Raw genomic sequence first — 25,075 nt, forward strand, 5'->3', positions numbered from 1 at the left:
TCAGACGGCCGAGGTCGCGGAGGCGGTGGAGGAGGCCGTCAGGTCCTCCGCGCGCCGGCGCCGTACGGTCCAGAAGATCCCGGTGCCGACGACCACGGTCGCGCCGACGCCGATGACACCGGCGAGGCCGCCGGAGAGACGGGCGTCGCCGACGTCCTTGACGCTGTAGTCGGCGAGCGGGGAGCCGGCGCTCGCGTGCTCCTTCACGTTCTGGTCGATGCCCTTGTCGGCGGCGACCTTCTCCAGGCCGTCGGGGCTGGTGGAGGCGTAGAAGGAGACGACCCCGGCGAGGAGGAGAGCGGTGACCAGACCGGTGATCCACACCGGCTTCGCGGACCGCCCGGCGGCGGGGACGGCGACCGGGGCCGCCGCCGGGGCCGCAGCCGGGGCGTCGACCAGCTCGCCGCCGACGCGCAGCTTCAGCGGCGCGGCCAGCCCGCGCGCCCCGTGCACCAGGTCCGGCCGCACGGCCAGTACGGCGCCCACGGTCGCGGCGGTGATCACGGCCTCGCCGATGCCGATCAGCACGTGCACGCCGACCATGGCGGTGAACACCTTGCCGAGGGGGACGTCGGTGGTCCCGCCGAGGGCGTACAGGAGGGTGAACATGACGGCCGCGCCGGGCACCGAGAGGAGCGCTCCGGCGAAGGCGGCGACGGTGACCGAGCGGCGGGTGTCGGGCAGGAGCTTCAGCAGGGCGCGGAAGACGGCGTAGGCGACGACCACGGTCACGACGGCCATGTTCATGACGTTGACCCCGAGGGCGGTCAGGCCGCCGTCGGCGAACAGGACGCCCTGCATGAGCAGCACCACGGACACGCAGAGCACACCCGTGTAGGGGCCGACGAGGATCGCGGCGAGCGCCCCGCCCAGCAGGTGCCCGCTGGTGCCGGCGGCGACCGGGAAGTTCAGCATCTGGACGGCGAAGATGAACGCGGCGACGAGCCCGGCGAGCGGGGCCGCCCGCTCTTCGAGCTCTCGGCGGGCGCCGCGGAGGCTCACGGCCACCGCGCCCGCGGCGGCGACACCTGCGGCGATGGAGACGGGGGCGTCGATGAAGCCGTCGGGCACATGCATGGGGCTGCTCCGCTTCCTGCGGTCTTTGAGCTGACAAAATCTTTAACCGCTTAAGAATAATGCCCAATTGCAAACCGTTGGCAAGAGCGTCCGCACCACAAATACCTCCGCGCGGATTCGTGGGAATGTGCGAGGCTGGGGGCAATACGGACTCATGTGTTCCGATTTGAGGAGTCTTGTCGTGTCAGCCACCGCCGAGAATCCCCCCGTGGCCGCAACCGCCACCGCCGTCGCCACCGCCGTCGCCGTCGCCACCGCCGCCGTCGAGGACCGCGTCACCGCCCGCGTGATCAGCGACGACCCGCTCTACCGGAAGATCCCGGTCGCCCTGCGCTTCGCCCCCGCGGAGCCGCTGGCCGTACGGATCGTCTTCCCCGCCGGTCTCTCCCCCGAGGGCACCGAGAACGAGTGGGTCTTCCCGCGAGCCCTCCTCGAAGCGGGCCTCCAGGCGCCGACCGGCACCGGCGACGTACGCGTCTGGCCCTGCGGCCGCGTCCAGGCGGTCGTCGAGTTCCACTCCCCCGAGGGCGTCGCGGTGATCCAGTTCGACATCGCCGCGCTGCGCCGCTTCCTGCGCCGTACGAACGCCGCCGTCACCCGGCAGGCGTAACGGCCCCGGACGGAAACGGACGCGCACGCGGAGCGGGACCGGCCCCGCACCTGATCGCAGGTGCGGGGCCGGTCCCGTTGCGCGGGGAGTGACTGACGGGTCAGGCGTTGACCAGCTCGCGGTCCTTGTCCGGACCCTCCGAGGAACCGCCGGCACCTTCGAGGTGCTTGCGCAGGCTCTCGCCCTCCACGTCCACGTTCGGCAGCAGCCGGTCCAGCCAGCGCGGCAGCCACCAGGCCTTGTGGCCGAGCAGGGCGAGCACCGCCGGCACGATCGCCATGCGGACGACGAAGGCGTCGAAGAGGACGGCGATGGCGAGACCGAAGCCGATCATCTTGATCATCTGCTCGCTGGCTCCGATGAAGCCCGAGAACACCGCGATCATGATGACGGCGGCCGCCACGACCACCCGCGCGCTGTACTGGAAGCCGGTCACGATGGCCTGGCCCGGGCGCTCGCCGTGGACGTACGCCTCCCGCATGCGGGTGACGAGGAAGACCTCGTAGTCCATGGCCAGACCGAACACGACGCCCACCATGAAGATCGGCATCATCGACATGATCGGGCCGGTCTGCTCCACCCCGAAGAGCGAGCCGAGCCAGCCCCACTGGAAGACCGCGACGACCGCGCCGAGGGCGGCGACCACCGAGAGCAGGAAGCCGAGCGCCGCCTTGAGCGGGACCAGGATGGAGCGGAAGACCACCATCAGCAGCAGGAAGGCGAGGCCGACCACGAGCGCCAGGTAGGGCAGGAGCGCGTCGTTCATCTTCTGCGAGAAGTCGATGTTCATCGCGGTCGCGCCCGTGACGAGGACGTCGTCGCCGCTGCCGTCGCGGATCGTGTGGACCAGGTTCTCGGTCTCCACGGAGGACGGGCGGTCCTTCGGGATGACCGTGATGACGGAGGCGTCGCCGTCCTTGTTCGGGGTCGGCGGGGTGACCGCGGCCACGCCCTCCAGGCCCTTGATCCGGTCGACCGTCTCGTCGGCGAGCTTCTTGTCACCGTCGACGACCACCATCAGCGGGCCGTTGAAGCCCGGCCCGAAGCCCTCGGACAGCAGGTCGTACGCCTTGCGCTGGGTGGTGGAGACCGGCTGGGCCCCGTCGTCCGGCAGGCCCATCTCCAGCTTGCTCGCCGGGATCGCGATGGCGCCGAGGCCGATCACGCCGACGAGCAGGACCATGATCGGGCGGCGCAGGACGAACCGGGCCCAGCGGGTGCCGCCGTTGGCCTTGGGCTCGGCGTCGGCCGGCTTGCCCTTGCCGAACAGCTTGCTCTTCTTGCCCGCCGGCAGGACCTTCTTGCCCGCGAAGCCCAGGATGGCCGGGACCAGCGTCAGGGCGACGAGGACGGCGATGACCACGGTGCCCGCGGCCGCGAAGCCCATCTTCGTCAGCATCGGGATGTTGACGACGGCCAGGCCCACGAGGGCGATGACCACGGTGAGACCGGCGAAGACGACGGCGGAGCCTGCGGTTCCGGCGGCCCGGCCCGCGGCCTCGTCCCGATCCCGGCCCTCGGCGAGCTCCACGCGGTAGCGGGAGACGATGAAGAGGGCGTAGTCGATGCCGACCGCGAGGCCGATCATCATCGCGAGGGTGGAGGTGGTGGAGCCGAGGTCCAGCACGTTGGCGAGCGCGGTGATGGAGGAGACGCCGATGCCCACGCCGATGATCGCCGTCAGCAGCGGCAGTCCGGCCGCGACCAGCGAACCGAAGGTGATGACGAGGACGATCGCCGCGATCAGGATGCCGATGATCTCGCCGGAACCCGTCTCGGGGGCCGTCATCAGGGCGTCGCCGCCGATCTCGACGGTGAGCCCGGCGGCCTTGGCGGCGTCGCCGGATTCCTTGAGCGCGTCGCGCGCCTCGTCCTTCAGCTCCATGCCGCTGACGGTGTACTTGACGCTCACGTACGCGGTGGAGCCGTCCTGGCTCACCGCCTGCGCCTGGTACGGGTCGGCGACCGAGGCGACCTGGGCCTTGCCCGGGCCTTCCTTCAGGTCGGAGACGATCTTCTCGACCTGGGTCTTGTTCTTCTCGTCGTTGACCGAGGAGCCCGCGGGCGCCTTGACGACGATCCGGGCGGTGGCGCCGTCGGCAGCCATGCCCGGGAACTTCTTGTCCAGCACGTCGAAGGCCTTCTGGGCCTCCGTGCCGGGTATCGAGAACGATCCGGAGGTGGGTGCGGACGCCGTCGCCGCGCCGAAGCCGGCAGCGAACAGCAGCGCCACCCACAGGAGCGCGACGAGGCCACGGCGCCGGAAGGCGCCCCTGCCGAGTCGGTAGAGGAAGGTAGCCACGGAGGCGGTTCTCCCGTTCAGGTCGTGGTGGATCCGGGACGGATCAGGGCGTGGAGAGCCGGCCCGACGACGAGAGCGGCGTGTCAGGAGCAGCAGGAAGGATCGGACGATCAGACGCCGAGGGCGGGGAACACCACGGAGTCCATGAAGTCGGCGAGGAACGCCTGGTCCACGGATCGGTCCTCCATCAGCGGCAAGGCGATGAAGGCGCCGATCAGCATGTGCGGTACGAAGCGGATCGCGGGACAGTCCGGGGCGATCTCGCCCCGTTCCACTCCGCGTCGCAGGATCTCGTCGAGTCCGGAGATCTCCGGCTCCATGAGCAGCCTGCGCAGCGCCTGGTGCAGTTCGGGGCTCGTGTGGACGGCATGGGCGAGGCCCCGCAGCAACGCGGTGTCCTTCGCCATCTGCGCGTTGTCGGAGAGCTCGACCATGCGGTGGAAGTCGCCGCGCAGCGTGCCCGTGTCGATCTCCCGGAGGGAGGTCGGCTGGGTGCACCGCAGGGCTCTGGCGACCAGCTCGGGCTTGCTCCCCCACTGGCGGTAGAGGGTGGCCTTGCTGGACTTGGTGCGGGCGGCGACCGCGTCCATGGTCAGCGCCTCGTAGCCGACCTCGCGGAGGAGGTCGAGGACCGCCTCGTGGAGCTCGGCTTCCCGCTCGGGGGTGATCCGGCTGCGCCGCGACGAGACTTCTTCGGGCATCTCCGGCACCTCCCATCCGAACGAAACCGTTTCGTACACCAATGACGATACCCCCGCTCCGAGCGAAACGAAACCGTTCCGTTTCGCTTGGGGAGTGGCATGTGTCACCTACGGCGGGCATGGATCACCTGTACGAGTTGCCAGCCCCCCTCGGCGCGGAAAGCATTGTGGGGTGAGTCACGACGGCGCGTACCTCCGCTTCCCGCACCTCCACGACGATTTGCTGTGCTTCGCGACCGAGGACGACCTCTGGGTCGCCCCGCTGGTCCCCGAGGGCGAGAGCCCCGGCCGGGCCTGGCGGATCACGGTCGACCGGACCAGGGTCGGCCACCCGCGCTTCTCCCCCGACGGCCGCCACATCGCCTTCACGAACTGGCGCAGCCTCGACCCCGAGATCCACCTCGCCCCGGTGGCCGGCGGTCCGGCCCGCCAGCTCAGCTACTGGGGGGCCACCGACACCCGCGTCTGCGGCTGGACCCCGCCCGACAAGGACGGCCGCAGCGACATCCTCGCCGTGTCCTCGCACGGGCAGCCCTTCTCCTATTACGCCTGGGCCTACAGCGTGCCGACCGACGGCTCACCCGGCGGCAAGCTGCCGTGGGGACCGGTCTCGGACATCGCCGTCCACGAAGAGGCGGGAGGAGAGCGGCGCACCCTGCTCCTGACCGGCAAGCCCCCGCACGAGCCCGCCGCCTGGAAGCGCTACCGCGGCGGCGCCACCGGCCGCCTGTGGCTGCACGGCAAACAGCTGATGGAGCACGTCGAGGGCCACCTCGACGCCCCGATGTTCGTCGGCGGCCGGATCGCCTTCCTCTCCGACCACGAGGGCATCGGCAACCTGTACTCCTGCCTGCCCGACGGCACCGACCTGCGCCGGCACACCGACCACGAGGAGTTCTACGCCCGGCACGCCTCCAGCGACGGCTCCCGCGTCGTCTACCAGTGCGGCGGGGACCTCTGGCTCGTGGACTCGCTCGCGCCCGAGGCCGTCCCGCGCCGCCTCGACGTCCGCCTCGGCGGTCCCCGCGCGGGCCGCCGTACGTACCAGATCCCGGCCGCCAGCCACGTCGACTCGCTCTCCGTCGACGCCACCGGCCGGGCCAGCGCCGTCGTCATCCGCGGCAGCCTGTACTGGCTCACCCACCGCGACGGGCCCGCCCGGACCATCGCCGACACCCCGGGCGTACGGGTGCGGCTGCCCGAGATGCTCGGCAGCGGCGGGCAGGTCGCGTACGTGACGGACGCCGAGGGCGAGGACGCGATCGAGATCGCCTACCTGCCCCGGGCCTCCGGGGACCGCGAGCCGCGCCGGCTGGCCTCGGGCGAGCTGGGCCGCGTACTGGAGCTGCTCTCCGATCCGGACGGGGAGCGGCTCGCGATCGCCTCCAACGACGGGCGGCTGCTCCTCATCGACGTGTCCGACGACGAGGGCGAAGCCGCGGGGACCGAGGAGTCCGAACGGGGTGGGGGTACCTCCCGGGCCGAAGGATCCGGGGGAGTCACCGAGCTGATCCGGTCCATCAACGGGCCCGTCACCGACCTGGCGTTCTCGCCCGACGGGGCCTGGCTGGCCTGGTCGCACCCGGGCATCGGGCGCTCCCTGCGCCAGATCAAGATGGCCCGGATCTCCGGCCCCGGCCCGCACTCCATCGTCGACGTCACCAACGGCCGCTTCGAGGACGAGAATCCGGTCTTCACCCGCGACGGCCGCTACCTGGCCTTCCTCTCCTGGCGCGGTTTCGACCCGGTGTACGACGTGCACACCGGCGACCTGTCCTTCCCGCTGGGCTGCCGGCCGTACCTGGTGCCGTTGTCCTCGGCGACCCCCTCGCCGTTCGCGTTCACCCCCGACGGGCGCCCGGCGGCGGGCGGACTCGACCCGGGCGAGGGCGAGTCCACCGAGGGCGAGGGCGCGGTGATGGTGGAGGTGGAGGGGCTGGAGAGCCGCGTCACCCCGTTCCCGGTGACGGCGTCGAAGTACTCGGCCCTGTACCCGGTCAGCGGCGGCGGGCTGGTGTGGCTGCGCTGGCCGATCTCTGGCGCGCTCGGCGAGACCTTCGCCAACCCGACCGACACCAGCGGCAAGCCCACCCTGGAGCACTTCGAGATCACCAAGGCGCGCAAGAGCGCACTGGCCTCCGGGCTGGACTGGTTCGCGGTCAGCGGCGACGGCACCCGGCTGGTCGTCAACGACGACGGCGACCTGCGCGCGGTCCCGTCGACCGAGTCCGGCGACGGCGACTCCACCGTCTACCTGGACCTGCGGCGCATCCTGCACGAGGTGGACCCCGCCGCCGAGTGGCGCCAGGCCTTCGAGGAGGCCGGGCGGCTGATCCGCGCCTACTTCTGGGAGCCGGACATGTGCAACATCGACTGGGACGGGGTGCTGCGCCAGTACCGCCCCCTGGTCGAACGGGTCGCCTCGCCCGACGAGTTCGCTGACCTGCTGCGCGAGGTGCTCGGCGAGCTCGGCACCTCGCACGCGTACGTGGCCCCCGCGCGCCGCAACGAGGGCCCGCCGCACTACCACCGGCCGATCGGGCTGCTCGGCGCCAACTTCGTGCCCCGCGAGGAGGGCTGGACGCTCGCCCGGATCCTGCCCGGCGAGTCCTCGGACTCCAAGGCCCGCTCCCCGCTCGCCGGCACCGGCATCCGGGAGGGCGCGGTGCTCACCCACATCGACGGGCGACCGGTGGATCCGGTGGCCGGTCCCCATCCCCTGCTCGCGGCGGCCGGCGGCACCACGGTCGAGCTGACCTTCGTACCCGCCGAAGGCGAGGGCCGGGCCCGGCGGGTCGCGATCGTGCCGCTGATCGACGAGCGGCCGCTGCGCTACCAGGACTGGGTGTCCAAGCGGCGCGCGGTGGTCCGCGAGCTCAGCGGCGGCAAGTGCGGCTACCTGCACATCCCCGACATGGGCGGTTCGGGCTGGGCCCAGTTCAACCGGGACCTGCGGATGGAGATGTCCCGGCCTGCGCTGATCGTGGACGTGCGCGGCAACGCGGGCGGGCACATCAGCGAGCTGGTGGTGGAGAAACTGACCCGCTCGATCCTCGGCTGGGACCTGACGCGCAATGCCCAGCCGGTCAGTTACGCCTCCAACGCGCCCCGCGGTCCGATCGTGGCGCTGGCCGACGAGGCGACCTCCTCGGACGGGGACATGATCACGGCGGCCTTCAAACTGCTCGGGCTCGGTCCGGTGGTCGGCCAGCGCACGTGGGGCGGGGTGGTCGGGATGACCGGCCGGCACACCCTGGGCGACGGCACGGTGATCACGGTGCCGATGAACGCCGCCTGGTTCCCGGAGTACGGCTGGTCGGTGGAGAACCACGGCGTGGAGCCGGACCTGGCGATCCTGCGCACCCCGCTCGACTGGGCGGAGGGGCGGCACGCGCAGCTGGACGACGCCGTGTTCCTGGCGCTGGAGCTGCTGGAGCAGGAGCCGGCCGCGGTGCCGCCCGGGTACGCGGACGTCCCCGACCTGAAGCGTCCGAAGCTGCCGCCGAGGCCGTAGGCCGCGGGGTCACGAAAAGGGGCGCGGCCTGTGCAGTGCACGGGCCGCGCCCCTTCCGTCACGAACTGCGGGCGTCAGAAGTCCCAGTTGTCGTCGAGCTCGTCGTGGACCTTTTCCTTCTTCTTCTTGGCCTGGTCGGAGGCGGGCGCACCGCGCTGGGGCGCCTCGTCCTTCGCACCCTGCCGGGCCGCCTTGGCCTTGTCCTCAAGCTCTTGCGCCTTGTCCTGGAACTGGTCCTTGATGCCCATGCTGTTCACTCCTGGTGGGGTGTAGGGGACCGGGCTGCGACCAGATTTGCACGAGCGGACAAAGCTCGCATTTCGATCAATGACGCTCCGTGCCCGGGGTCCGTTCCTTCTCGTCGGCGGCGCCTCCGGCCCCCACCAGTCCCCTGGAGACGCTCGTCAGCCGGGGCTCGAAGCGCTTCATCTCCCGCTGCCCGACGGTCGCGATGATCCCGGGCAGGTAGCCGCGCACGCCCTGCATGCCGCGCAGCCACCACTGCGCGTACACGTGCGGCGAGCGCCGCTCGATGCCGGCCACGATCCGGTCCACCGCCGGGCCCAGCGGGTACGTGCGGTTCGACGGCCAGGGCAGCCGTTGGCGCAGCTCCCGCATGACCTCGTCCTGGTCGGCCCCGCGCACCATGTCGGTGTCGGTCCAGGAGAGGTAGCCGACGCCCACCTTGACGCCCTTGTAGCCGACTTCGGCGCGCAGGCAGTGCGCGAAGGCCTCGACACCGGACTTGGAGGCGCAGTACGCGCTCATCATCGGCGCAGGCGTGATCGCGGCGAGCGAGGCGATCTGGAGGAAGTAGCCGCGGCTCTCGGTGAGTACGGGGAGGAAGGCGCGGGCGGTGACCGCCCCGCCGATCAGGTTGACCTCGACCACCCGGCGCCAGGCCTCGGGGTCGGAGTCGGCGAACGGACCGCCGGCGGCGACGCCCGCGTTGGCGACGACGAGGTCGACCTTGCCGAAGCGCTGCTTGACCTCCTGCGCGACGCGGGCCATCGCCTCGTGGTCGGTGACGTCGGCGTGCCAGTGGTCGCTGTCGGTGTGCAGCCGCTCGGAGACCTCCTTGAGGGCCTCCGGCTCCAGGCCGACCAGCGCCACCTTCGCACCGCGCGCGGACAGCTTGCGGGCGAGGAGCTCGCCGACCCCGCGGGCCGCGCCGGTGACGACGGCGACCTGGCCTTCCAGACTCCTGCGCTCGCTCACGGCGTCTTCTCCTTCAGTTCGTCGGTCACGTTCGCCAGGTGGACGGTCAGCTCGCGGATGGCGCCGGTGACCGCCTCGGGGGCCTCGATCGGGGTCATGTGCCCCATGCCGGTCAGTTCGGTCAGCCCCACGCAGCGGGGCAGCGCGGCGGCCAGCCCCCGGGCGTGCACGATCGGGGTGAGCCGGTCGTTCGTGCCGCCGACGACGGCGGTGGGCACGGTGAGCGCCGCGAGGTTCGCCTCCAGGTCCAGGCCGGCGAGCACCTCGGACCAGGCGTGGCGGACCCCGGTGGGGCAGGCGTGGACGATGCGGGCGCAGGCCTCGACCTTGTCGGGCGCGGCCCCGGGCCCCATGGTGGCGTACTTCAGCACTCTTTTAGCGACCGGCGTGACGGGCCCGAGAGGGGCGCGCGCCCCGAGGACCGCGCCGGTGATACGCGTCCGTACGCGCCCGGGACGCAGGGGCACGACCAGCGACTCCGCGACCAGCCGGCCGCTGCCGGTGCTGCACAGCAGCGCGGCGGCGGTGTGCTCGGCGAACTCCGGCCGCCCGGCGGCGGCCATGATCGTCATGCCGCCCATGGAATGCCCGGCGACGACCGCCTTCTCCCCGGGGGCCAGGGTGGCCCCGAGGACGGCGACGAGGTCGTCGGCGAGGGCCCCGGTGGCGTAGCGGGAGGCGGCGGGGCTGCGCCCGTGTCCGCGCTGGTCGTAGGCGATGACCCGGTGGTCCCGGGCGAGCTCGCGGATCTGCGCGGCCCAGAACGCGGTGGAGCAGGTCCAGCCGTGGGCCAGGACCACGGCCGGCGCGCCCTCGTCCCCGTGTTCCTCCACGTGCAGCCGGGCCCCGTCGGCGGAGACCGCGACGAGCTCCCGACGGGCGGCGGGCGGGGCGTACCGCCCGGAGGTGACGTACCCGGTCCGGCTCATGCGGCGCCCTCCGCGTTCCCGGCGCCGGCGGGGATGCGCTCGGCCCGGTCCTCCCGGAGCCGGATGACCTCGTACTCCGACAGGTCCACGCTCCGCGTCTCCTTGCGGAACTCGCCGGTCGTGCCCGGCCAGACCGTCGTGTTGCGCCCCTGCGCGTCCAGGTACCAGCTGGTGCAGCCGCCGGTGTTCCACACGGTCCGCTCCATGCGGGTCTGGACCTGGCGGTTCCACTGGTGCACCGCCGAGGGCCGGGCCGCGAGCGCGACCCGCCCGCCGAGCACGTGCAGTTGGCGCAGGTAGTCCGCCATGTAGTTCAGCTGCGACTCGATCATCAGGATCATCGAGCTGTTACCGAGCCCCGTGTTCGGCCCGATGATCGTCATCCAGTTCGGGAAGCCGGCCGCGGTCGCCCCGCGCAGCGACTGCATCCCGTCCTTCCAGTGGTCGGCGAGGGTCCTGCCCTCCGCGCCCACGACCCGGTCCGCGATCGGCATGTCGGTGACGTGGAACCCGGTGCCGAAGATGATCGCGTCGACCTCGGTCTCCGTGCCGTCGGCGGCGACCAGCGTGTTGCCCCGGACCTCCTGGAGCCCGGAGGCGACCAGGTCCACATTGGGCCGGGCCAGCGCCGGGTAGTACTCGCTGGAGAGCAGGATCCGCTTGCAGCCGATCCGGTACGAGGGCGTCAGCTTGGCCAGCAGCTCCGGGTCCTTGATCGAGCGCGCCATGTTCGCCTTGGCCAGCGACTCGATGAGCCCGAGCTGGTTGGGCCGCTTGGTGAAGGCGCTGACCTGGAGCTCCCGGATCCCCCACAACAGCCCCCGGCGGGCCGCCCGGGTGAACGGCAGCTGACGGTGCAGCCAGCGCTCCGCGCCGCTGATGGCCCGGTCGGTGCGCGGCATCACCCACGGCGGGGTCCGCTGGAACAGCGTGAGCCGGCGCACGTCGGGGGCGATGGCCGGCACGATCTGGATGGCCGAGGCGCCGGTGCCGATCATGGCGACCCGCTTGCCGCGCAGGTCGTAGTCGTGGTCCCAGCGCGCGGAGTGGAAGACCTTGCCCGGGAACTCGGCGAGCCCCGGGATCTCGGGCATCTTCGGGTCGGACAGCGGCCCGGTGGCGGAGACCACGACGTCGGCGGTGAGTGCACCGGCCGCGGTCTCGATCTCCCACCTCAGCCGGTCGGCGTCCCAGCGCATCATGCGAACCTCGGAGTCCAGCCGCAGGTGCGGGCGCAGCCCGAAGGTGTCGGCGACGTGCTCCAGGTACGCGCGGATGGCCGGCTGCCCCGAGAAGGTCCGCGGCCAGTCGGGATTGGGCGCGAAGGAGAACGAATAGAGATGGGACGGGACGTCGCACGCGCACCCGGGATAGCTGTTGTCCCGCCAGGTCCCGCCCACGGAATCGGCCCGTTCCAGGATCACGAAGTCCGTGATCCCCTCCCGCCGCAGCCGTACGGCCGCGCCCAGTCCGCCGAAGCCGGAACCGATCACCGCCACTCGTACGTGCTCGCGCCCACCCATGCCACCGCTCATGCCCGCCGCCTTCCGCAGCCCCACAGCGCAACACTGCCAGCAATCACTGGCACAATCGGGAGACTAGAGCAGCTCCGTACTCATGGGTAGAGGTCGCGCCCGGAAAGTTACTGTCGGTACGCCATAGGCTGCGTCTGTGGAAGACACGGAAGCGGGGACGACAGTGCGTGAATACCGTACGGAGGAACTGGCCGAGGCGGCCGGCATCCCCGTCCGCACCCTGCGCTTCTACCGCGAGCGCAAGCTGCTCCCGCCACCGCGCCGCGAGGGCCGGATCGCCTGGTACGACGAGCACCACCTGGCCCGGCTGCGCACCATCGCCGCCCTGCTGGAGCGCGGTCACACCCTCGGCGGCATCGCCGAACTGACCGCCGCCTTCGAGAACGGACGCGACGTCGGCCAGCTCGGCGAACTGCTCGGCATCGGCTGGTCCGAGGAAACCCCCGTACGGCTGACCCCGGAGGCCCTCGCCGACTACTTCGAGGGCGAGGTCACCCCGGAGAACCTGGCGGCCTCCCTCGACCTCGGCTACCTCGCCACCGACGGCGACGCGATCGTGCACGTCAGCCGCCGCCTGCTGGACGTCTCCTCCGAGCTGGTCCGCGAGGGCGTTCCGCTCGCGGCGGTGCTGGAGACCGGACGCCGGGTCCGCGAGCACGCGGACGCCATGGCGGCCCTGTTCACCGAGCTCATCTCCACCCACCTGCCGCAGGACGCCCTGCCTCGCCTGCGTCCCCTCGCCAAGAGCGTGGTGGAGGCGGAGCTCACGATGGCCATGGACCGCCTCCTGGCCTCGGCTCAGGACCCCAGTTCGTAGACCGCGGTCACGGGCGCGTGGTCGGACCAGCGCTCGGGGTGCGTCTCGGCCCGCTCGACGAAGGCCTTCACGGCCTTGGCGGCCAGACCCGGCGTCGCGACCTGGAGGTCGATGCGCCAGCCGGCGTCGTTGTCGAAGGCCCGCCCGCGGTAGGACCACCAGGAGTACGGCCCCTCGGTGTCGGGGTGCAGGCTCCTGACGACGTCCACGTAGCCGGCGGTGTCGTACACCTGCCCGAGCCACTCCCGCTCCTCGGGCAGGAAGCCGGCGTTCTTCCGGTTGGTCTTCCAGTTCTTGAGGTCCACCTCGTTGTGGCAGATGTTCCAGTCACCGCACACCACGACCTCGCGCCCCTCGGCGGCGGAGCGCACCTTCAGCTCGGCGAGGTAGGGGAGGAACTCCCCCATGAACCGGTACTTCTCGTCCTGCTTCTCGGTCCCGGCCTCGCCGGAGGGCAGGTAGAGGCTGGCGACGGTGACGCCCGGGAGGTCCGCCTCGATGTAGCGCCCGCTCGCGTCGAACTCCTCGCTCCCGAATCCCACCCGCACGGCGTCGGGCTCGCGCCGCGTGTAGAGCGCGACCCCGGCCCGCCCCTTGGCGGCGGCCGGCGCGAACACGGTGTGCCAGCCGTCGGGCGTGCGGACCTCGTCCGGAATCTGCCCCTCCTCGGCCCGCACCTCCTGCAGGCAGACGACGTCGGCGTCCGACCCGGCCAGCCACGGGGAGAACCCCTTCTTGGCGGCGGCGCGGATCCCGTTCACATTCACGCTGGTCACAGTGAGCATCCCCGCACCATAACGGGAGCGTTCCGTACGATGTTCCGATGTCTCACGGGATAGAGCTCCGCGTCGTGCCCTACGACCACCCGGACGCGCTCAAACTCAACGACCAGGTCCAGCTGGAGTACCAGGTGCGCTACGGCGGTGAGGGCGATGTCACACCGCTCGACCCGGCGATGTTCGCCCCGCCGCGCGGCCTGTACCTGCTCGCGTACGACGCCTCGGGCGCACCCCTGGCCAGCGGCGGCTGGCGCAGCCAGGACCGGAACGACGAGGGCTACTCGGACGGCGACGCCGAGCTCAAGCGCATGTACGTGGTCCCCGAGGCCCGCGGACTGGGCCTGGCCCGCCGCGTCCTGGCCGCGCTGGAAGCCGACGCCCGCGCGGCGGGCCGCACCCGCATGGTCCTGGAAACGGGAGACCAGCAGCCGGAGGCGATAGCCCTCTACTTCTCCTCGGACTACACCCTCACGACGAAGTTCGGCCACTACCGCACATACGACTCCAGCCGCTGCATGTCCAAGCCCCTCACCCCGTGACCCACGGCGGCGGCCGGCCCCCGCCCCCTCGGGCGGTGGTCGGGGGCTCCCGCGAAAGGGTCGCCCGTCCCGGACCGGTCTTCGCCGTTCCCGAAGGAAGCTCCTCAAACGCCGAGATCCCGCCCGGTCTTTCGACCGGACGGGATCTCGGGACGTTTCCGAGAGCTACTCGGAAACTGTCGTTTGTGGACCTGTGGGGATTTGAACCCCAGACCCCCTCGATGCGAACGAGGTGCGCTACCAGACTGCGCCACAGGCCCTTGCGACGTGTGAAACATTAGCATCCCCGTGCCGGTGCTCCAAAACCGATACCGGGGGCGTCGGCGCAGGTCCGTTCACTCGTTCGCGGCGCGGGGGCGGTCGTCGCTTTCGTACTGGTCGAACAGCGGTGTGCGGCCGCGGCCCTGGCCGCGTACGCGGGCGTTCGGGAGCGGCTTCTGGTCCGCCTTCGCGTCCGGCTTCGGCTCGGGCCTCGCGGCCGGCGAGGGCTGCGCGCGCAGCCGCGGGTCCGTCGGCTCGGCCGTGCTGGAGCGGGTCGCGCTCCAGGCGTCCGGGTTCGCGGGGCCCGTGGCGCGCGGGGCGACCGGGGCCGTCACGTACGTCGGCAGCGGGACCGGGACCGGCTCCCAGCTGTCACCGTGGGCGGGGCCGCGCTCGCGCTCGCGCTGCTGGTCCACCCACTCGGCGTGGTCGGTCTGCTCGACCAGCGCGCGCCGTCCGGCCTCCTGCGGGGAGACCGGTGGAGCAGGGTCCGGTTCGGATCCCGCGGCCGCCTCCGGCTCGCGGCGGCGCGGGCGGTTCTCGCGCAGCTGCCGGGCGGCGGCCTCGGCGCGCCGCCGGTCCATCGTGAACTCGTAGCGGCGCCGCTCCTGGACCCGCAGGTGCACGATGTACGCGCTCAGCAGCAAGGCCGGCAAGGCCGGCGCCCAGAGGTAGCCGAGACCGCCGACCGCGGCGACGATCGCGCCGAGCGTGAAGATCAGGAAGAGGAGCGCGGTGGTACGCCGACGGCGCGCGAGCACCTGGAGGCGCTGCTCGCGCCGGTGGCGCTCCGCCACGGCCGACCTCGGCTCCGCCCTGGTCGGGGGTACGGCAACGGCCCGGGCGTCGGCGTCCACGGAATTCACCGTTTCCGTCGCGGCGTCCGGGTCCGCGCGGTACTCGGGACCGGCCTCCTGGTCGCCGCGTTCACGCAGCCCCTTGGCGTAACGACGCTCCATTCCCGCCCGGCCGGAAAGCAGCCGAATGGCAGTGGAGAAGCGTTCCGTCGGACGGGCTTCGTTCAGCTCGTCCTGCCTCCGGAGCCACATGGGCACCAAGTAGGCGGCCCAGGCCCCGACAATGACTGCGTAGATGAGGCCGCTGCTGCTCACACCTCACACCGTAGAGGGGCGCGGCCGGACGGATCCGCCAATTGGGCCGGTGTGTCGCGCGAACCGGCTGATATCACGGACTTTTTTTGTGATTCTTCGGATCAGGTTATGGGCGAATCGGTTCCGCCCCCCGATAATTCGAACAGTTATTCGTTTATGCGCGTGCCCGGTGCCATCGGCGCAGGAGCCCCTCCGGGACCTCGTCCGCCGTCAGCGCGTACACGAGGTGGTCGCGCCACGCGCCGTCGATGTGGAGGTAGCGCGGCCGCAGCCCTTCCTCGCGGAAGCCCAGCTTCTCCACGACCCGCCGGCTCGGCCCGTTCTCGGGGCGGATGCAGACCTCGATCCGGTGCAGCCCGACCTTGGCGAAGCAGTGGTCCACCGCCATCGCGACCGCCGTCGGCATCACGCCCCGGCCCGCCACCTCGCGGTCCACCCAATAGCCCACGTGGCCCGCGCACATCGAGCCCCAGGTGATCCCGGCGACCGTCAGCTGGCCGACCAGCCGCCCCTGGTACTCGATGACGAAGGGCAGCATCCGCCCCGCGTTCGCCTCGGCCCGCAGATGGCGGACCATCTGGCGGTACGTCGGCCGCTGGATCACCGGTCCCCAGGGCGCGGGCGGCGGAATCGTCGCCTCCCACGGCCGGAGCCAGTCGCGGTTGCGCCGGTTGACCTCGCGCCAGGCACTCTGGTCCCGCAGTTTTATCGGCCGGAGCGTGACGTCGCCGTCGGTGAGCACCACCGGCCAGGTGGGTCCGTTCAGCTCGTGCTCCCGTGAGGCTCCGCCGGTCTGGGGTGGTCGCCGCCCCGGATCTGGTCCACCGCGTGCGGCAGGATGCGGGCCAGGACGGCCAGGCCGTCGCGCACCCCGCCCGGCGAGCCCGGCAGGTTCACGATCAGCGTGTGTCCGGCCACGCCCGCCAGGCCCCGGGACAGGGCGGCGGTCGCCACCTTGGCCAGGCCCTCGGCGCGGATGGCCTGCGGGATGCCCGGGACCTCGTAGTCCAGCACCCGCGCCGTGGCGTCCGGGGTGCGGTCGGTCGGCGAGATGCCGGTGCCGCCGGTGGTGAGGATGACGTCGTACCCGGCGGCCACGCCCTCGCGCAGCGCCTGTTCGACCGGGTCCCCGTCGGGGACGACCCGCGGGCCGTCCACCGCGAAGCCGAGCTCCTCCAGCCCCTCGGCCAGCAGCGGCCCGCCCCGGTCGGCGTACACGCCCGCCGAGGCGCGGTTCGAGGCGGTGACCACGAGGCCGCGCAGGGCGCGCCCGGGCTCGTGCCCCGCGGCCGCCGCATCCGGTTCGGCCGGCCGGCCCGCCGCCCCGCTCCCGTCTGCCGGTACGGGCAGGTGGCTGAAGGCGTCGCCGCCGCGCGGGGCGTTCACGCGCGCGTCCAGTCGCCGGACTTGCCGCCGGTCTTCTCCTCCACCCGGACGTCGGTGATGACGGCCCCCTTGTCGACGGCCTTCACCATGTCGATCACGGTGAGCCCGGCGACCGCGACGGCCGTCAGCGCCTCCATCTCGACGCCCGTACGGTCGGTCGTCTTGACGGTGGCGAGGATCTCGACGGCGTCGTCGGCGACCGACAGGTCCACCTTCACGCCGGAGACGGCCAGCGGGTGGCAGAGCGGGATCAGGTCGGGCGTCTTCTTCGCGCCCATGATCCCGGCGATCCGCGCGGTGGCGAGGGCGTCGCCCTTGGGCACTCCCTCGCCGCGCAGCAGCTCGATCACCCGCGCGGAGACGAGCACGCGGCCGCTGGCCCGTGCCGTCCGCGTCGTGACGTCCTTCTCCGAGACGTCCACCATCCGGGCCGCGCCGGCCTCGTCGATGTGCGTCAGCCTGCTGTGCGTGGTCATAGGTTCGTGCCGCTCCCGCTCCGGGCCCCGCAAGGGCCTGTGTGGTGCAACACGCTACCCGCACCGGCCGTACTTCAGCCGAGCAGGACCACTTCGAGCTCGGCCCCCGGCTCCAGCGAGGTGACGTCCTCCGGTACGACCATCAGGGAGTCGGCGTGGGCCAGCGCCGCGATCAGGTGGGAGCCCGATCCGCCGACCGGGCTGACCGTGCCCTTCTGCGCGTCGTACTTGCCGCGCAGGAACTGGCGGCGCCCGGCCGGGGAGCCCAGCGCCTTGTCGGCTTCCAGCACGGCCCGCACGCTGGGCCGGCTGACGTCGGCCAGGCCCATGAGCGCGCGGATCGCGGGCCGCACGAACAGTTCGAAGGAGACGTACGAGGACACCGGGTTGCCGGGCAGGGCCAGCAGGGGGGTGTGGTCCGGTCCGACGGTGCCGAAGCCCTGCGGTTTGCCGGGCTGCATCGCCAGCTTGCGGAAGTCCATCCGCCCGCCGTCGGCCTCGTCGTCCGCGGCGCCGACCGAGGTCAGCGCCTCCTTGACCACGTCGTACGCGCCGACGCTGACGCCGCCCGTGGTGACCAGCAGGTCCGCCCGGATCAGCTGGTCCTCGATGGTGGAGCGCAGGGTCTCGGCGTCGTCGGCCACGGCCCCGACCCGGTAGGAGATCGCCCCGGCGTCGCGCGCGGCCGCGGCCAGCGCGAAGCTGTTCGAATCGTAGATCGTCCCCGCGGCCAGCGATTCGCCCGGCTGGACCAGCTCGCTGCCGGTGGACAGCACGACCACGCGCGGGCGCGGGCGCACCCGTACGCTGCCCCGCCCGATGGCGGCGAGCAGAGCGATCTGCGGCGGGCCGAGGACCGTGCCCGCGGCGAGCGCGAGGTCACCGGCCTGGACGTCGCTGCCGCGCGCGCGGACGTGGGCCCGCGCCTCGGCGGCCCGGTGCACCCGTACCTCGCCGCCCGCGCCCTCGGGGGCCGCGCTGGCCGGGGTCATGCCGGCCGCCGCGCCGCCGCCCGTACCGCCGTCGGTCCACTCGACCGGTACGACGGCTTCCGCGCCGGGGGGCAGCGGGGCGCCGGTCATGATGCGGGCGGCCTGGCCGGGGCCGACGGTGGGCAGCTCCGCGCTGCCCGCCGCCACGTCCCCGATCACCGTCAGCACCGCGGGGAACTCCTCGCTCGCGCCCTGGACATCGGCCGTGCGGACGGCGTACCCGTCCATGGAGCTGTTGTCGAAGGGCGGGAGCGCGACGGGCACGGTGACGTCCTCGACCAGGACGCAGCCCTGGGCGTCGAGCAGCTGGAGCTCGATGGGCTCCAGCGGCCGGATCGCGGCGAGGACGTCAGCGAGGTGCTCGTCGACCGACCACAGGCGCTGGGCGGCCCGGCCGGTGTCCTGCGGTGCGCGGCTGCTCAAGGTCCTACATCTCCTCCGTGACGTAACGGTGAAGCCAGGTGCGGAACTCCGGGCCCAAGTCCTCGCGCTCGCACGCGAGTCGGACGATGGCCCGCAGGTAGTCCCCGCGGTCCCCGGTGTCGTAGCGGCGGCCCCGGAAGACCACGCCGTGCACCGGGCCGCCCACGGTCTCGTCGGCGGCCAGCTTCTGCAGGCCGTCGGTGAGCTGGATCTCCCCGCCGCGGCCCGGCTCGGTCTCCCGCAGTATGTCGAAGATCGCGGGGTTGAGGACGTACCGTCCGATGACCGCGTAGTTGCTGGGCGCGTCAGCCGGGTCGGGCTTCTCGACGAGGCCGGTGATCCGGACGACGTCGTCCTCGTCCGTGGCCTCGACGGCGGCGCAGCCGTAGAGGTGGACGTTGGCGGGGTCGACCTCCATGAGGGCGATGACCGTGCCGCCGGTGCGGGCGTGGACGTCGGTCATCTGGCGCAGCAGCGGGTCGCGCGGGTCGATCAGGTCGTCGCCGAGCAGGACGGCGAAGGGCTCGTCGCCGACGTGCGGCTCGGCGCACAGGACGGCGTGGCCGAGGCCGCGCGGGTCGCCCTGGCGGACGTAGTGCATGGTGGCCAGGTCGCTGGACTCCTGGACCTTCTTGAGGCGGTCGTCGTCGCCCTTGGCGATGAGGGCCGACTCCAGCTCGTAGTTGCGGTCGAAGTGGTCTTCGAGGGCGCGCTTGTTACGTCCTGTGATCATCAGGACGTCGTCCAGGCCGGCCGACACGGCCTCCTCGACCACGTACTGGATGGCCGGCTTGTCCACGACCGGGAGCATTTCCTTGGGCGTCGCCTTCGTCGCCGGAAGGAAGCGGGTACCGAGACCTGCGGCCGGGATCACGGCCTTCTTGATCACAGGGTGCAACTGAGTCATGGGCAGAACGATAGTGGGTCACGCGGACCGCTCCGGGCTTGTTTCCGGTAAGTAGATCCGATAATGAACCGATTTGAAAGGAAATCAGAGTCAGCTGTGGTAGAGAACCCGTCGAACCCGTCCGAAAAGGCTCCACTGCGCCGAGAACTGCTCGCCGCCCGCCGCCTCCTGCCCCCCGAGTCCCTTCGCGCATCGGCCCTGGCTCTCTCCCGCTCGGCCCTCGAACTACCCGAACTGGCCGATGCCCACACGGTGGCGGCGTACGTCTCCGTCGGATCCGAACCCGGCACCCGCGATCTGCTGGACGCCCTGCTCGCCGCCGGGAAGCGGGTGCTGCTGCCCGTGCTGCTGCCCGACAACGACCTCGACTGGGCGGCGTACGAGGGCCCGGACAGCCTGGCCGAGGCCGCGCACCCCGGGAAGATGCGGCTGCTGGAGCCGGCCGGGACCCGTCTCGGGCCGGACGCGGTCACCGGCGCCGACGCGGTGCTGCTGCCCGGACTGGCCGTGGACGGGCGCGGGATGCGCCTGGGGCGCGGCGGGGGCTCGTACGACCGGGTGCTGGCGCGCCTGGCGCGCGCCGGGGCGCATCCCGCGCTGGTCGTGCTCCTCTACGACGAAGAGGTGGTCGCGCGGGTCCCGGAGGAACCGCACGACCACCCCGTTCAGGCGGTGGCCACCCCGTCGGGGGTGGTCAGATTCACGGCTTGAGGGCCGTCACGGCTTGAGCGTGAGGGTCTCCGTGGTCGCCTTGTCCACGGCCTCCTTGCCGAAGGGCCAGTCCAGCAGCTCGCCCTTGGCCCACATCGTCGTCTGGTCCGTGTAGTTGTCGTGGTACGCGTGGCCCGAGGCACCGGTCAGGTTGATCCAGCGCGACTTGTCCAGGTCGTTGAGGTTCACGACCATGCGCATCGACGGCACCCACGTGACCCCGTACCCGCTGGAGGCGTTCCAGCCGGTCGCGTTCACCGTGGCCTCGCCGCCGCCCAGGTTCCACGGGCCGCGGTTGAGGAGCCACTGCATGAAGCCGGGGCCCCCGGTGCCGATGGTCTGGTTCTTCAGCGTCAGCTGGTGCAGGCGGCCCCAGCTCCACGTGGACTGGTCCTTGCCCAGCTTGGCGGTCAGCTCCCAGCGGGCGTCCTTCATGGCCCGCGCGAACAGCTGGTCGCGGGTGGCGGTCGCGGGCTGGTTGCGGGCGGCCGGCGTCTGCCACCAGGCCGACTTCTCGTCCTTGACCAGGCGGCGGACCACCTCGAACCAGCGGTCGCCGCCGTCCGGCTGCGCCGAGTCGGCGTCGCGCGCACCGCACTCGCGGACCGTCTTGGCCAGGTCGTCGACCGGACCGCTGCTCTCCTCCTGGACGTTCATGCAGCTGCCCTCGATCCTCAGCTCCTTCGGCATCTTGTCGCCGAAGGACAGCTTGAGGATGTTGCGCCAGACCGCGTTGAAGTACGCGGCCGCCGCCGAGTCGGGCTCCTGGGTGTAGTTCCAGCCCTCCAGCAGCTTCTGCGCCGAGCGCACGTCCGGGTCCGAGACCTCGATCTTGGCCAGCATCGGGGTCAGCAGCGCGGCGATCTCGCTGCCGTTGTCCATCTGCATGGTGCGCATGTCGTCGGTGGAGATCTTGCCGTTGTCCTTGATCTTCGCCTCGATGAGGTCGTTGATCCGCTGGCTGCGGGCGCCGTAGCCCCAGTCGGTGGTCAGGACGTACGGGTACTTGCCCGCGCCGGTCCCGCTCTCGACGACCGCCTGGTTCGCGGTGACGATGTAGCCGCGCGCCGGGTTGTAGTCGTACGGCATCTCGTCCTGCGGGATGTAGCCCGCGTTGCCGTCCCTGGCGCCCTTCCAGGCGTACTTGGAGTCCCAGCCCGGGGCCGGCATGCGGCCGTCGCCTGCGCCGCGGATCGGGATGCGGCCCGGGGCCTGGTAGCCGATGTTGCCGGCGGGGCCCTTGTTGTCGGCGTAGATCAGGTTCTGCGAGGGCACCTCGAAGTCGCGGGCGGCCGCGCGGAAGCCCGCGAAGTCCTTGGCCCGGTCGAGGGCGAAGACCGCGTCCATCGACTTGCCGGGGTCCAGGGCGGTCCAGCGCAGGGCGACGGCGTAGCCGTTGCCGCGGTCGGGGGCCGAGCTGGAGACGGGGGCGCGGCTGCCGACCGTGCCCAGCTCGTCGCTGCGGTCGGAGATCAGCGGGCCGTTGTTGGTGGTGCGGACGGTGATCTTCTTGCTCTTGCCGCCCGCGATCTTGATGACCTCTTCACGGGTCGTGAAGGGGACCACCTTGTTGTCGTAGACGTAGCCCTCGGGCTTGACCTGCTCCAGGTAGAGGTCGGTGACGTCGGCGCCGAGGTTGGTCATGCCCCAGGCGATGTCGGCGTTGTGGCCGATGACCACGCCGGGCATGCCCGAGAAGGTGTAGCCCGCGACGTCGTACTTGCACTGGTTGGAGACCGTGCGGCAGTGCAGGCCCATCTGGTACCAGACCGAGGGCAGCTGCGGGGACAGGTGCGGGTCGTTCGCGAGCAGCGGCTTGCCGGTGGTCGTGTACTGGCCGGAGACGACCCAGGAGTTCGAGCCGATGCCGCTGCCGTTGGGGCCGAGGATCGCCGGGACCTTGTCCAGGGTCGCGGCGAGGGAGGTCAGCGAGTTGCGCAGGCCCACGGTGGCGCCCTGGGCGGTGGTGTCGTCCGCGAGGCCGGTGGGGTTCGCCGGGGCGGCCGGACCCTGCGCGCCGGTCGAGGCCTGCGAGCCGGTGGTGCCGGTGCCGCCGGAGTTCTTGCCGGCGGCGGTGGAGCCCGCGGCCGTGCCCTGGGGCGCGTACTTGCCGCCCTCGATCTTGCCGGCGTCGACGATCGGCTTGTTCCGGTCGAAGGGGTACGGCGGGTAGAGCTCGTCGATCTGCGCCTGCGTGAGCTTGTTGGACATCAGCGCGCGGTCGATCTCGTCCTGCATGTTGCCGCGCAGGTCCCAGGCCATCGCCTTGAGCCAGGCCACCGAGTCCACCGGCGTCCACTGCTCGGGCCGGTAGTCGTCGCTGAGCTTGAGGGCGGCGTGCTCGACGGAGAGGTCCTTGCCGGACTTCCCCTTCAGGTACGCGTTGACCCCGTCGGCGTAGGCCTGGAGGTACTTCTTCGTCTCGGGCGACAGCTTCTTGTCGTACTCGGCCTGCGCGACCTGGCGCCAGCCGAGCGTGCGCAGGAAGGCGTCGGTCTCGACCTGGTCGGCGCCGAACATCTCGGAGAGCCGGCCGGAGGTCATGTGGCGCCGGACGTCCATCTCCCAGAAGCGGTCCTGGGCGTGGACGAAGCCCTGTGCGCGGAAGAGGTCGTCGTCGTTGTCGGCGTAGAGCTGGGGAATGCCGTGGGAGTCCCGCTTGACCTCGACGGTCCCGGTCAGGCCGGGAACCTTGAGGGTGCCGGTGGCCTGGGGGAACGAGGCGCGGACGTTGTCCATGCTCCAGTACGTCCCGTACCCGAAGCCCGACAGGAGCGCCAGGACCAGCACGAGCACGATCAGACGGGCGCGTCGTCCCCTCTTCTTGACGGGAGGAGCGGTTTCGTTGGCGGGCATCGCTGTCCTTAGAGGGGCAGGGTGGTCCTGGGAGTGCTGGGAGCAACCATAGGCGCAGCACCGGGTCCGTTGATCCGCCAGGGGTCGAGGTGACGAGGACAGGGCCGAACAGGCGTTTCACAATGTGGGTATCGCGTAAAGGGCGCGTCAAATATTAGGTAAGGTAACGAAGTACCTGCCGATCTTGCCGGACTTGTCGCCTGGAGGAACGTTCCGCCGGGCGACTTGAGGAAAGGGCCGCCCGCTGACCGTCCACACGCTCAATGAGCTCCTGCTGGTCTGCTCGCTCGTGCTGCTCGTCGCCGTCGCGGCGGTACGCATCTCTTCACGCAGCGGCCTCCCCAGCCTGCTCATCTACCTCGGCATAGGCATAGCGATAGGCCAGGACGGCATAGGCAACGTCGTTTTCGACAATGCCGAGCTGACACAGGTCATCGGCTACGCCGCGCTCGTCGTGATCCTCGCCGAGGGTGGTCTGGGCACCAAGTGGAAACAGATCAGGCCGGCGCTGCCGGCCGCGATCGTGCTGTCGCTCGTCGGCGTCGCCATCAGCGTCGGCGTCACGGCCGCGGGCGCGCACTACCTGGTCGGGCTCGACTGGCGGCAGTCCCTGCTGATCGGCGCGGTCGTCTCCTCGACCGACGCCGCGGCCGTCTTCTCCGTACTGCGCAAGGTCCCGCTGCCCTCGCGGATCACGGGCGTGCTGGAGGCGGAGTCGGGCTTCAACGACGCCCCCGTCGTCATCCTGGTCGTCGCCTTCGCGACGGTGGGCCCGGTGGACCAGTGGTACGTCCTGGTCGGCAAGATCGCCCTGGAGCTGCTGATCGGCGTCGCGATCGGCCTGTCGGTGGGCTTCCTGGGGGCGTACGGCCTGCGGCACGTGGCACTGCCCGCCTCCGGCCTCTACCCGATCGCCGTCATGGCGATCGCGGTGTCGGCGTACGCGGCCGGCGCGATGGCGCACGGCTCCGGCTTCCTCGCCGTCTACCTGGCCGCGATGGTGCTCGGGAACGCGAAGCTGCCGCACTGGCCGGCGACCCGGGGGTTCGCGGACGGGCTCGGCTGGATCGCCCAGATCGGCATGTTCGTCCTGCTCGGGCTCCTGGTCACCCCGCACGAGCTGGTGAACGACTTCTGGCCCGCCGTGGTCATCGGCCTGGTGCTGACGATGGTGGCGCGCCCGCTGGAGGTCTTCCTCAGCCTGCTGCCCTTCCGGATCCCTTGGCAGGAGCAGGCCCTGATGTCGTGGGCGGGGCTGCGCGGCGCCGTTCCCATCATCTTGGCGACCATCCCGATGGTGACCGGGATCGAGGGGAGCGACCGCGTCTTCAACATCGTCTTCGTGCTGGTCGTCGTCTACACCCTGGTCCAGGGGCCGACCCTGCCCTGGCTCGCCCGCAAGCTGGAGCTCGGCGCCGGTGACGAGGGGGCCGCCGACCTGGGGATCGAGTCGGCGCCGCTGGAGAAGCTGCGCGGACACCTGCTGTCCTTCGCCATCCCCGCGGCCTCGCGGATGCACGGCGTCGAGGTGAGCGAGCTGCGGCTGCCGCCGGGGGCGTCGGTGACGCTGGTGGTCCGGGACGCGAAGAGCTTCGTACCGCTGCCGTCGACCGTGCTGCGGCGCGGGGACGAGCTGCTGGTGGTGGCCACGGATCCGGTGCGGGACGCGGCGGAGGCCCGGCTGCGGGCGGTGGCGCGGGGCGGCAAGCTGGCCGGATGGCTGGGGACGGGCTCGAACGGGGGCTGAGCGGGGCCGCGGGCCCCGGACCTGACTTCAACAGAGCGTTAGAGTGTCGTTCTAATTCTATGTTTTCGGGGTTTGCGGGCGGTTTCACCCCACTTTTACGGGCTCCGGAATGCGAACTTCCAGTTAATCGCAGGTGAAGACACCGCATGTCGCCGGAATCACAGGACACATACCTGGTCTGCC

At 71.5% G+C, this 25,075-nt stretch carries 21 protein-coding genes and 1 tRNA gene; 6 read left to right on the forward strand and 16 right to left on the reverse strand.

What is annotated here, in order from left to right:
* On the reverse strand, positions 1-1,077 hold the full coding sequence (locus tag AB0M92_RS03765; protein ID WP_366100459.1) for an energy-coupling factor ABC transporter permease: 1,077 nt from the start codon (positions 1,075-1,077) through the stop codon (positions 1-3).
* Between the two features lie 181 nt (positions 1,078-1,258).
* Between AB0M92_RS03765 and AB0M92_RS03770 the strand changes: the two genes are divergently transcribed.
* Complete coding sequence (locus tag AB0M92_RS03770) at positions 1,259-1,687, forward strand: SsgA family sporulation/cell division regulator (protein WP_366100460.1); 429 nt, start codon at positions 1,259-1,261, stop codon at positions 1,685-1,687.
* A 100-nt stretch (positions 1,688-1,787) separates the two neighbouring features.
* On the opposite strand, the gene AB0M92_RS03775 is transcribed toward AB0M92_RS03770, so the two are convergent.
* Together AB0M92_RS03775 and AB0M92_RS03780 are read right to left on the reverse strand one after the other, a co-directional pair.
* Positions 1,788-3,989 (reverse strand): MMPL family transporter, encoded by a 2,202-nt coding sequence (locus AB0M92_RS03775; RefSeq protein WP_366100461.1) that lies wholly within the window; start codon positions 3,987-3,989, stop codon positions 1,788-1,790.
* A 110-nt stretch (positions 3,990-4,099) separates the two neighbouring features.
* On the reverse strand, positions 4,100-4,690 hold the full coding sequence (locus tag AB0M92_RS03780; RefSeq protein ID WP_366100462.1) for a TetR/AcrR family transcriptional regulator: 591 nt from the start codon (positions 4,688-4,690) through the stop codon (positions 4,100-4,102).
* 172 nt (positions 4,691-4,862) lie between these two features.
* Here AB0M92_RS03780 and AB0M92_RS03785 point away from each other — a divergent pair, with 172 nt between their 5' ends.
* A complete protein-coding gene (locus tag AB0M92_RS03785) occupies positions 4,863-8,204 on the forward strand; it encodes a S41 family peptidase (protein WP_366100463.1) in 3,342 nt (1,113 codons plus the stop codon).
* Positions 8,205-8,278: 74 nt separating this feature from the next.
* Here the strand turns inward: AB0M92_RS03785 and AB0M92_RS03790 are convergent, their stop codons facing one another.
* From AB0M92_RS03790 to AB0M92_RS03805, 4 genes are all read right to left on the reverse strand, one after another.
* Positions 8,279-8,452, reverse strand: a complete 174-nt coding sequence (locus AB0M92_RS03790; RefSeq protein ID WP_366100464.1) for a hypothetical protein — start codon at positions 8,450-8,452, stop codon at positions 8,279-8,281.
* Positions 8,453-8,528: 76 nt separating this feature from the next.
* Positions 8,529-9,422, reverse strand: coding sequence for an SDR family oxidoreductase (locus tag AB0M92_RS03795; RefSeq protein ID WP_366100465.1), 894 nt, complete (start codon positions 9,420-9,422; stop codon positions 8,529-8,531).
* Entirely contained in the window at positions 9,419-10,351 is a 933-nt protein-coding gene (locus tag AB0M92_RS03800) for an alpha/beta hydrolase (RefSeq protein ID WP_366100466.1), read from the reverse strand. Before AB0M92_RS03800 ends, AB0M92_RS03795 begins: the two co-directional genes overlap by 4 nt.
* Positions 10,348-11,874, reverse strand: a complete 1,527-nt coding sequence (locus tag AB0M92_RS03805; protein ID WP_366100796.1) for an NAD(P)/FAD-dependent oxidoreductase — start codon at positions 11,872-11,874, stop codon at positions 10,348-10,350. Before AB0M92_RS03805 ends, AB0M92_RS03800 begins: the two co-directional genes overlap by 4 nt.
* A 148-nt stretch (positions 11,875-12,022) precedes the next feature.
* Between AB0M92_RS03805 and AB0M92_RS03810 the strand changes: the two genes are divergently transcribed.
* Complete coding sequence (locus tag AB0M92_RS03810; RefSeq protein ID WP_366100467.1) at positions 12,023-12,703, forward strand: MerR family transcriptional regulator; 681 nt, start codon at positions 12,023-12,025, stop codon at positions 12,701-12,703.
* Here the strand turns inward: AB0M92_RS03810 and AB0M92_RS03815 are convergent.
* Positions 12,685-13,488: an exodeoxyribonuclease III gene (locus AB0M92_RS03815; RefSeq protein WP_366100468.1), complete on the reverse strand. Its 804-nt coding sequence runs from the start codon at positions 13,486-13,488 to the stop codon at positions 12,685-12,687. The genes AB0M92_RS03810 and AB0M92_RS03815 overlap by 19 nt on opposite strands.
* Before the next feature lie 38 nt (positions 13,489-13,526).
* Here AB0M92_RS03815 and AB0M92_RS03820 point away from each other — a divergent pair, with 38 nt between their 5' ends.
* Positions 13,527-14,021: a GNAT family N-acetyltransferase gene (locus AB0M92_RS03820; protein WP_366100469.1), complete on the forward strand. Its 495-nt coding sequence runs from the start codon at positions 13,527-13,529 to the stop codon at positions 14,019-14,021.
* 186 nt (positions 14,022-14,207) lie between these two features.
* On the opposite strand, the gene AB0M92_RS03825 is transcribed toward AB0M92_RS03820, so the two are convergent.
* The 7 genes from AB0M92_RS03825 to galU form a co-directional block, all read right to left on the reverse strand.
* A tRNA-Ala gene (locus AB0M92_RS03825) sits at positions 14,208-14,281 on the reverse strand.
* 75 nt (positions 14,282-14,356) lie between these two features.
* Positions 14,357-15,394 carry a hypothetical protein gene (locus tag AB0M92_RS03830; RefSeq protein WP_366100470.1) on the reverse strand — a complete coding sequence of 346 codons (1,038 nt, stop codon included), beginning with the start codon at positions 15,392-15,394 and terminating at the stop codon, positions 14,357-14,359.
* Between the two features lie 154 nt (positions 15,395-15,548).
* Positions 15,549-16,139 carry a GNAT family protein gene (locus tag AB0M92_RS03835; protein WP_366100471.1) on the reverse strand — a complete coding sequence of 197 codons (591 nt, stop codon included), beginning with the start codon at positions 16,137-16,139 and terminating at the stop codon, positions 15,549-15,551.
* Positions 16,140-16,156: 17 nt separating this feature from the next.
* Complete coding sequence (locus AB0M92_RS03840) at positions 16,157-16,657, reverse strand: MogA/MoaB family molybdenum cofactor biosynthesis protein (RefSeq protein ID WP_366100797.1); 501 nt, start codon at positions 16,655-16,657, stop codon at positions 16,157-16,159.
* Positions 16,658-16,776: 119 nt separating this feature from the next.
* A complete protein-coding gene (gene moaC / locus AB0M92_RS03845) occupies positions 16,777-17,256 on the reverse strand; it encodes a cyclic pyranopterin monophosphate synthase MoaC (protein ID WP_030156603.1) in 480 nt (159 codons plus the stop codon).
* Positions 17,257-17,330: 74 nt separating this feature from the next.
* Entirely contained in the window at positions 17,331-18,671 is a 1,341-nt protein-coding gene (gene glp / locus AB0M92_RS03850) for a gephyrin-like molybdotransferase Glp (RefSeq protein ID WP_366100472.1), read from the reverse strand.
* A 4-nt stretch (positions 18,672-18,675) separates the two neighbouring features.
* Positions 18,676-19,578 (reverse strand): UTP--glucose-1-phosphate uridylyltransferase GalU, encoded by a 903-nt coding sequence (gene galU, locus AB0M92_RS03855; protein WP_366100473.1) that lies wholly within the window; start codon positions 19,576-19,578, stop codon positions 18,676-18,678.
* Positions 19,579-19,674: 96 nt separating this feature from the next.
* Between galU and AB0M92_RS03860 the strand changes: the two genes are divergently transcribed.
* Entirely contained in the window at positions 19,675-20,289 is a 615-nt protein-coding gene (locus AB0M92_RS03860) for a 5-formyltetrahydrofolate cyclo-ligase (RefSeq protein WP_366100474.1), read from the forward strand.
* Positions 20,290-20,295: 6 nt separating this feature from the next.
* On the opposite strand, the gene AB0M92_RS03865 is transcribed toward AB0M92_RS03860, so the two are convergent.
* Positions 20,296-23,145 (reverse strand): penicillin acylase family protein, encoded by a 2,850-nt coding sequence (locus AB0M92_RS03865; RefSeq protein ID WP_366100475.1) that lies wholly within the window; start codon positions 23,143-23,145, stop codon positions 20,296-20,298.
* A 244-nt stretch (positions 23,146-23,389) separates the two neighbouring features.
* Between AB0M92_RS03865 and AB0M92_RS03870 the strand changes: the two genes are divergently transcribed.
* On the forward strand, positions 23,390-24,892 hold the full coding sequence (locus AB0M92_RS03870; RefSeq protein ID WP_366100798.1) for a potassium/proton antiporter: 1,503 nt from the start codon (positions 23,390-23,392) through the stop codon (positions 24,890-24,892).
* Positions 24,893-25,075: the final 183 nt, after the last annotated feature.

Source organism: Streptomyces sp. NPDC051582 (genome assembly GCF_040681715.1).
Classification (GTDB): domain Bacteria; phylum Actinomycetota; class Actinomycetes; order Streptomycetales; family Streptomycetaceae; genus Streptomyces.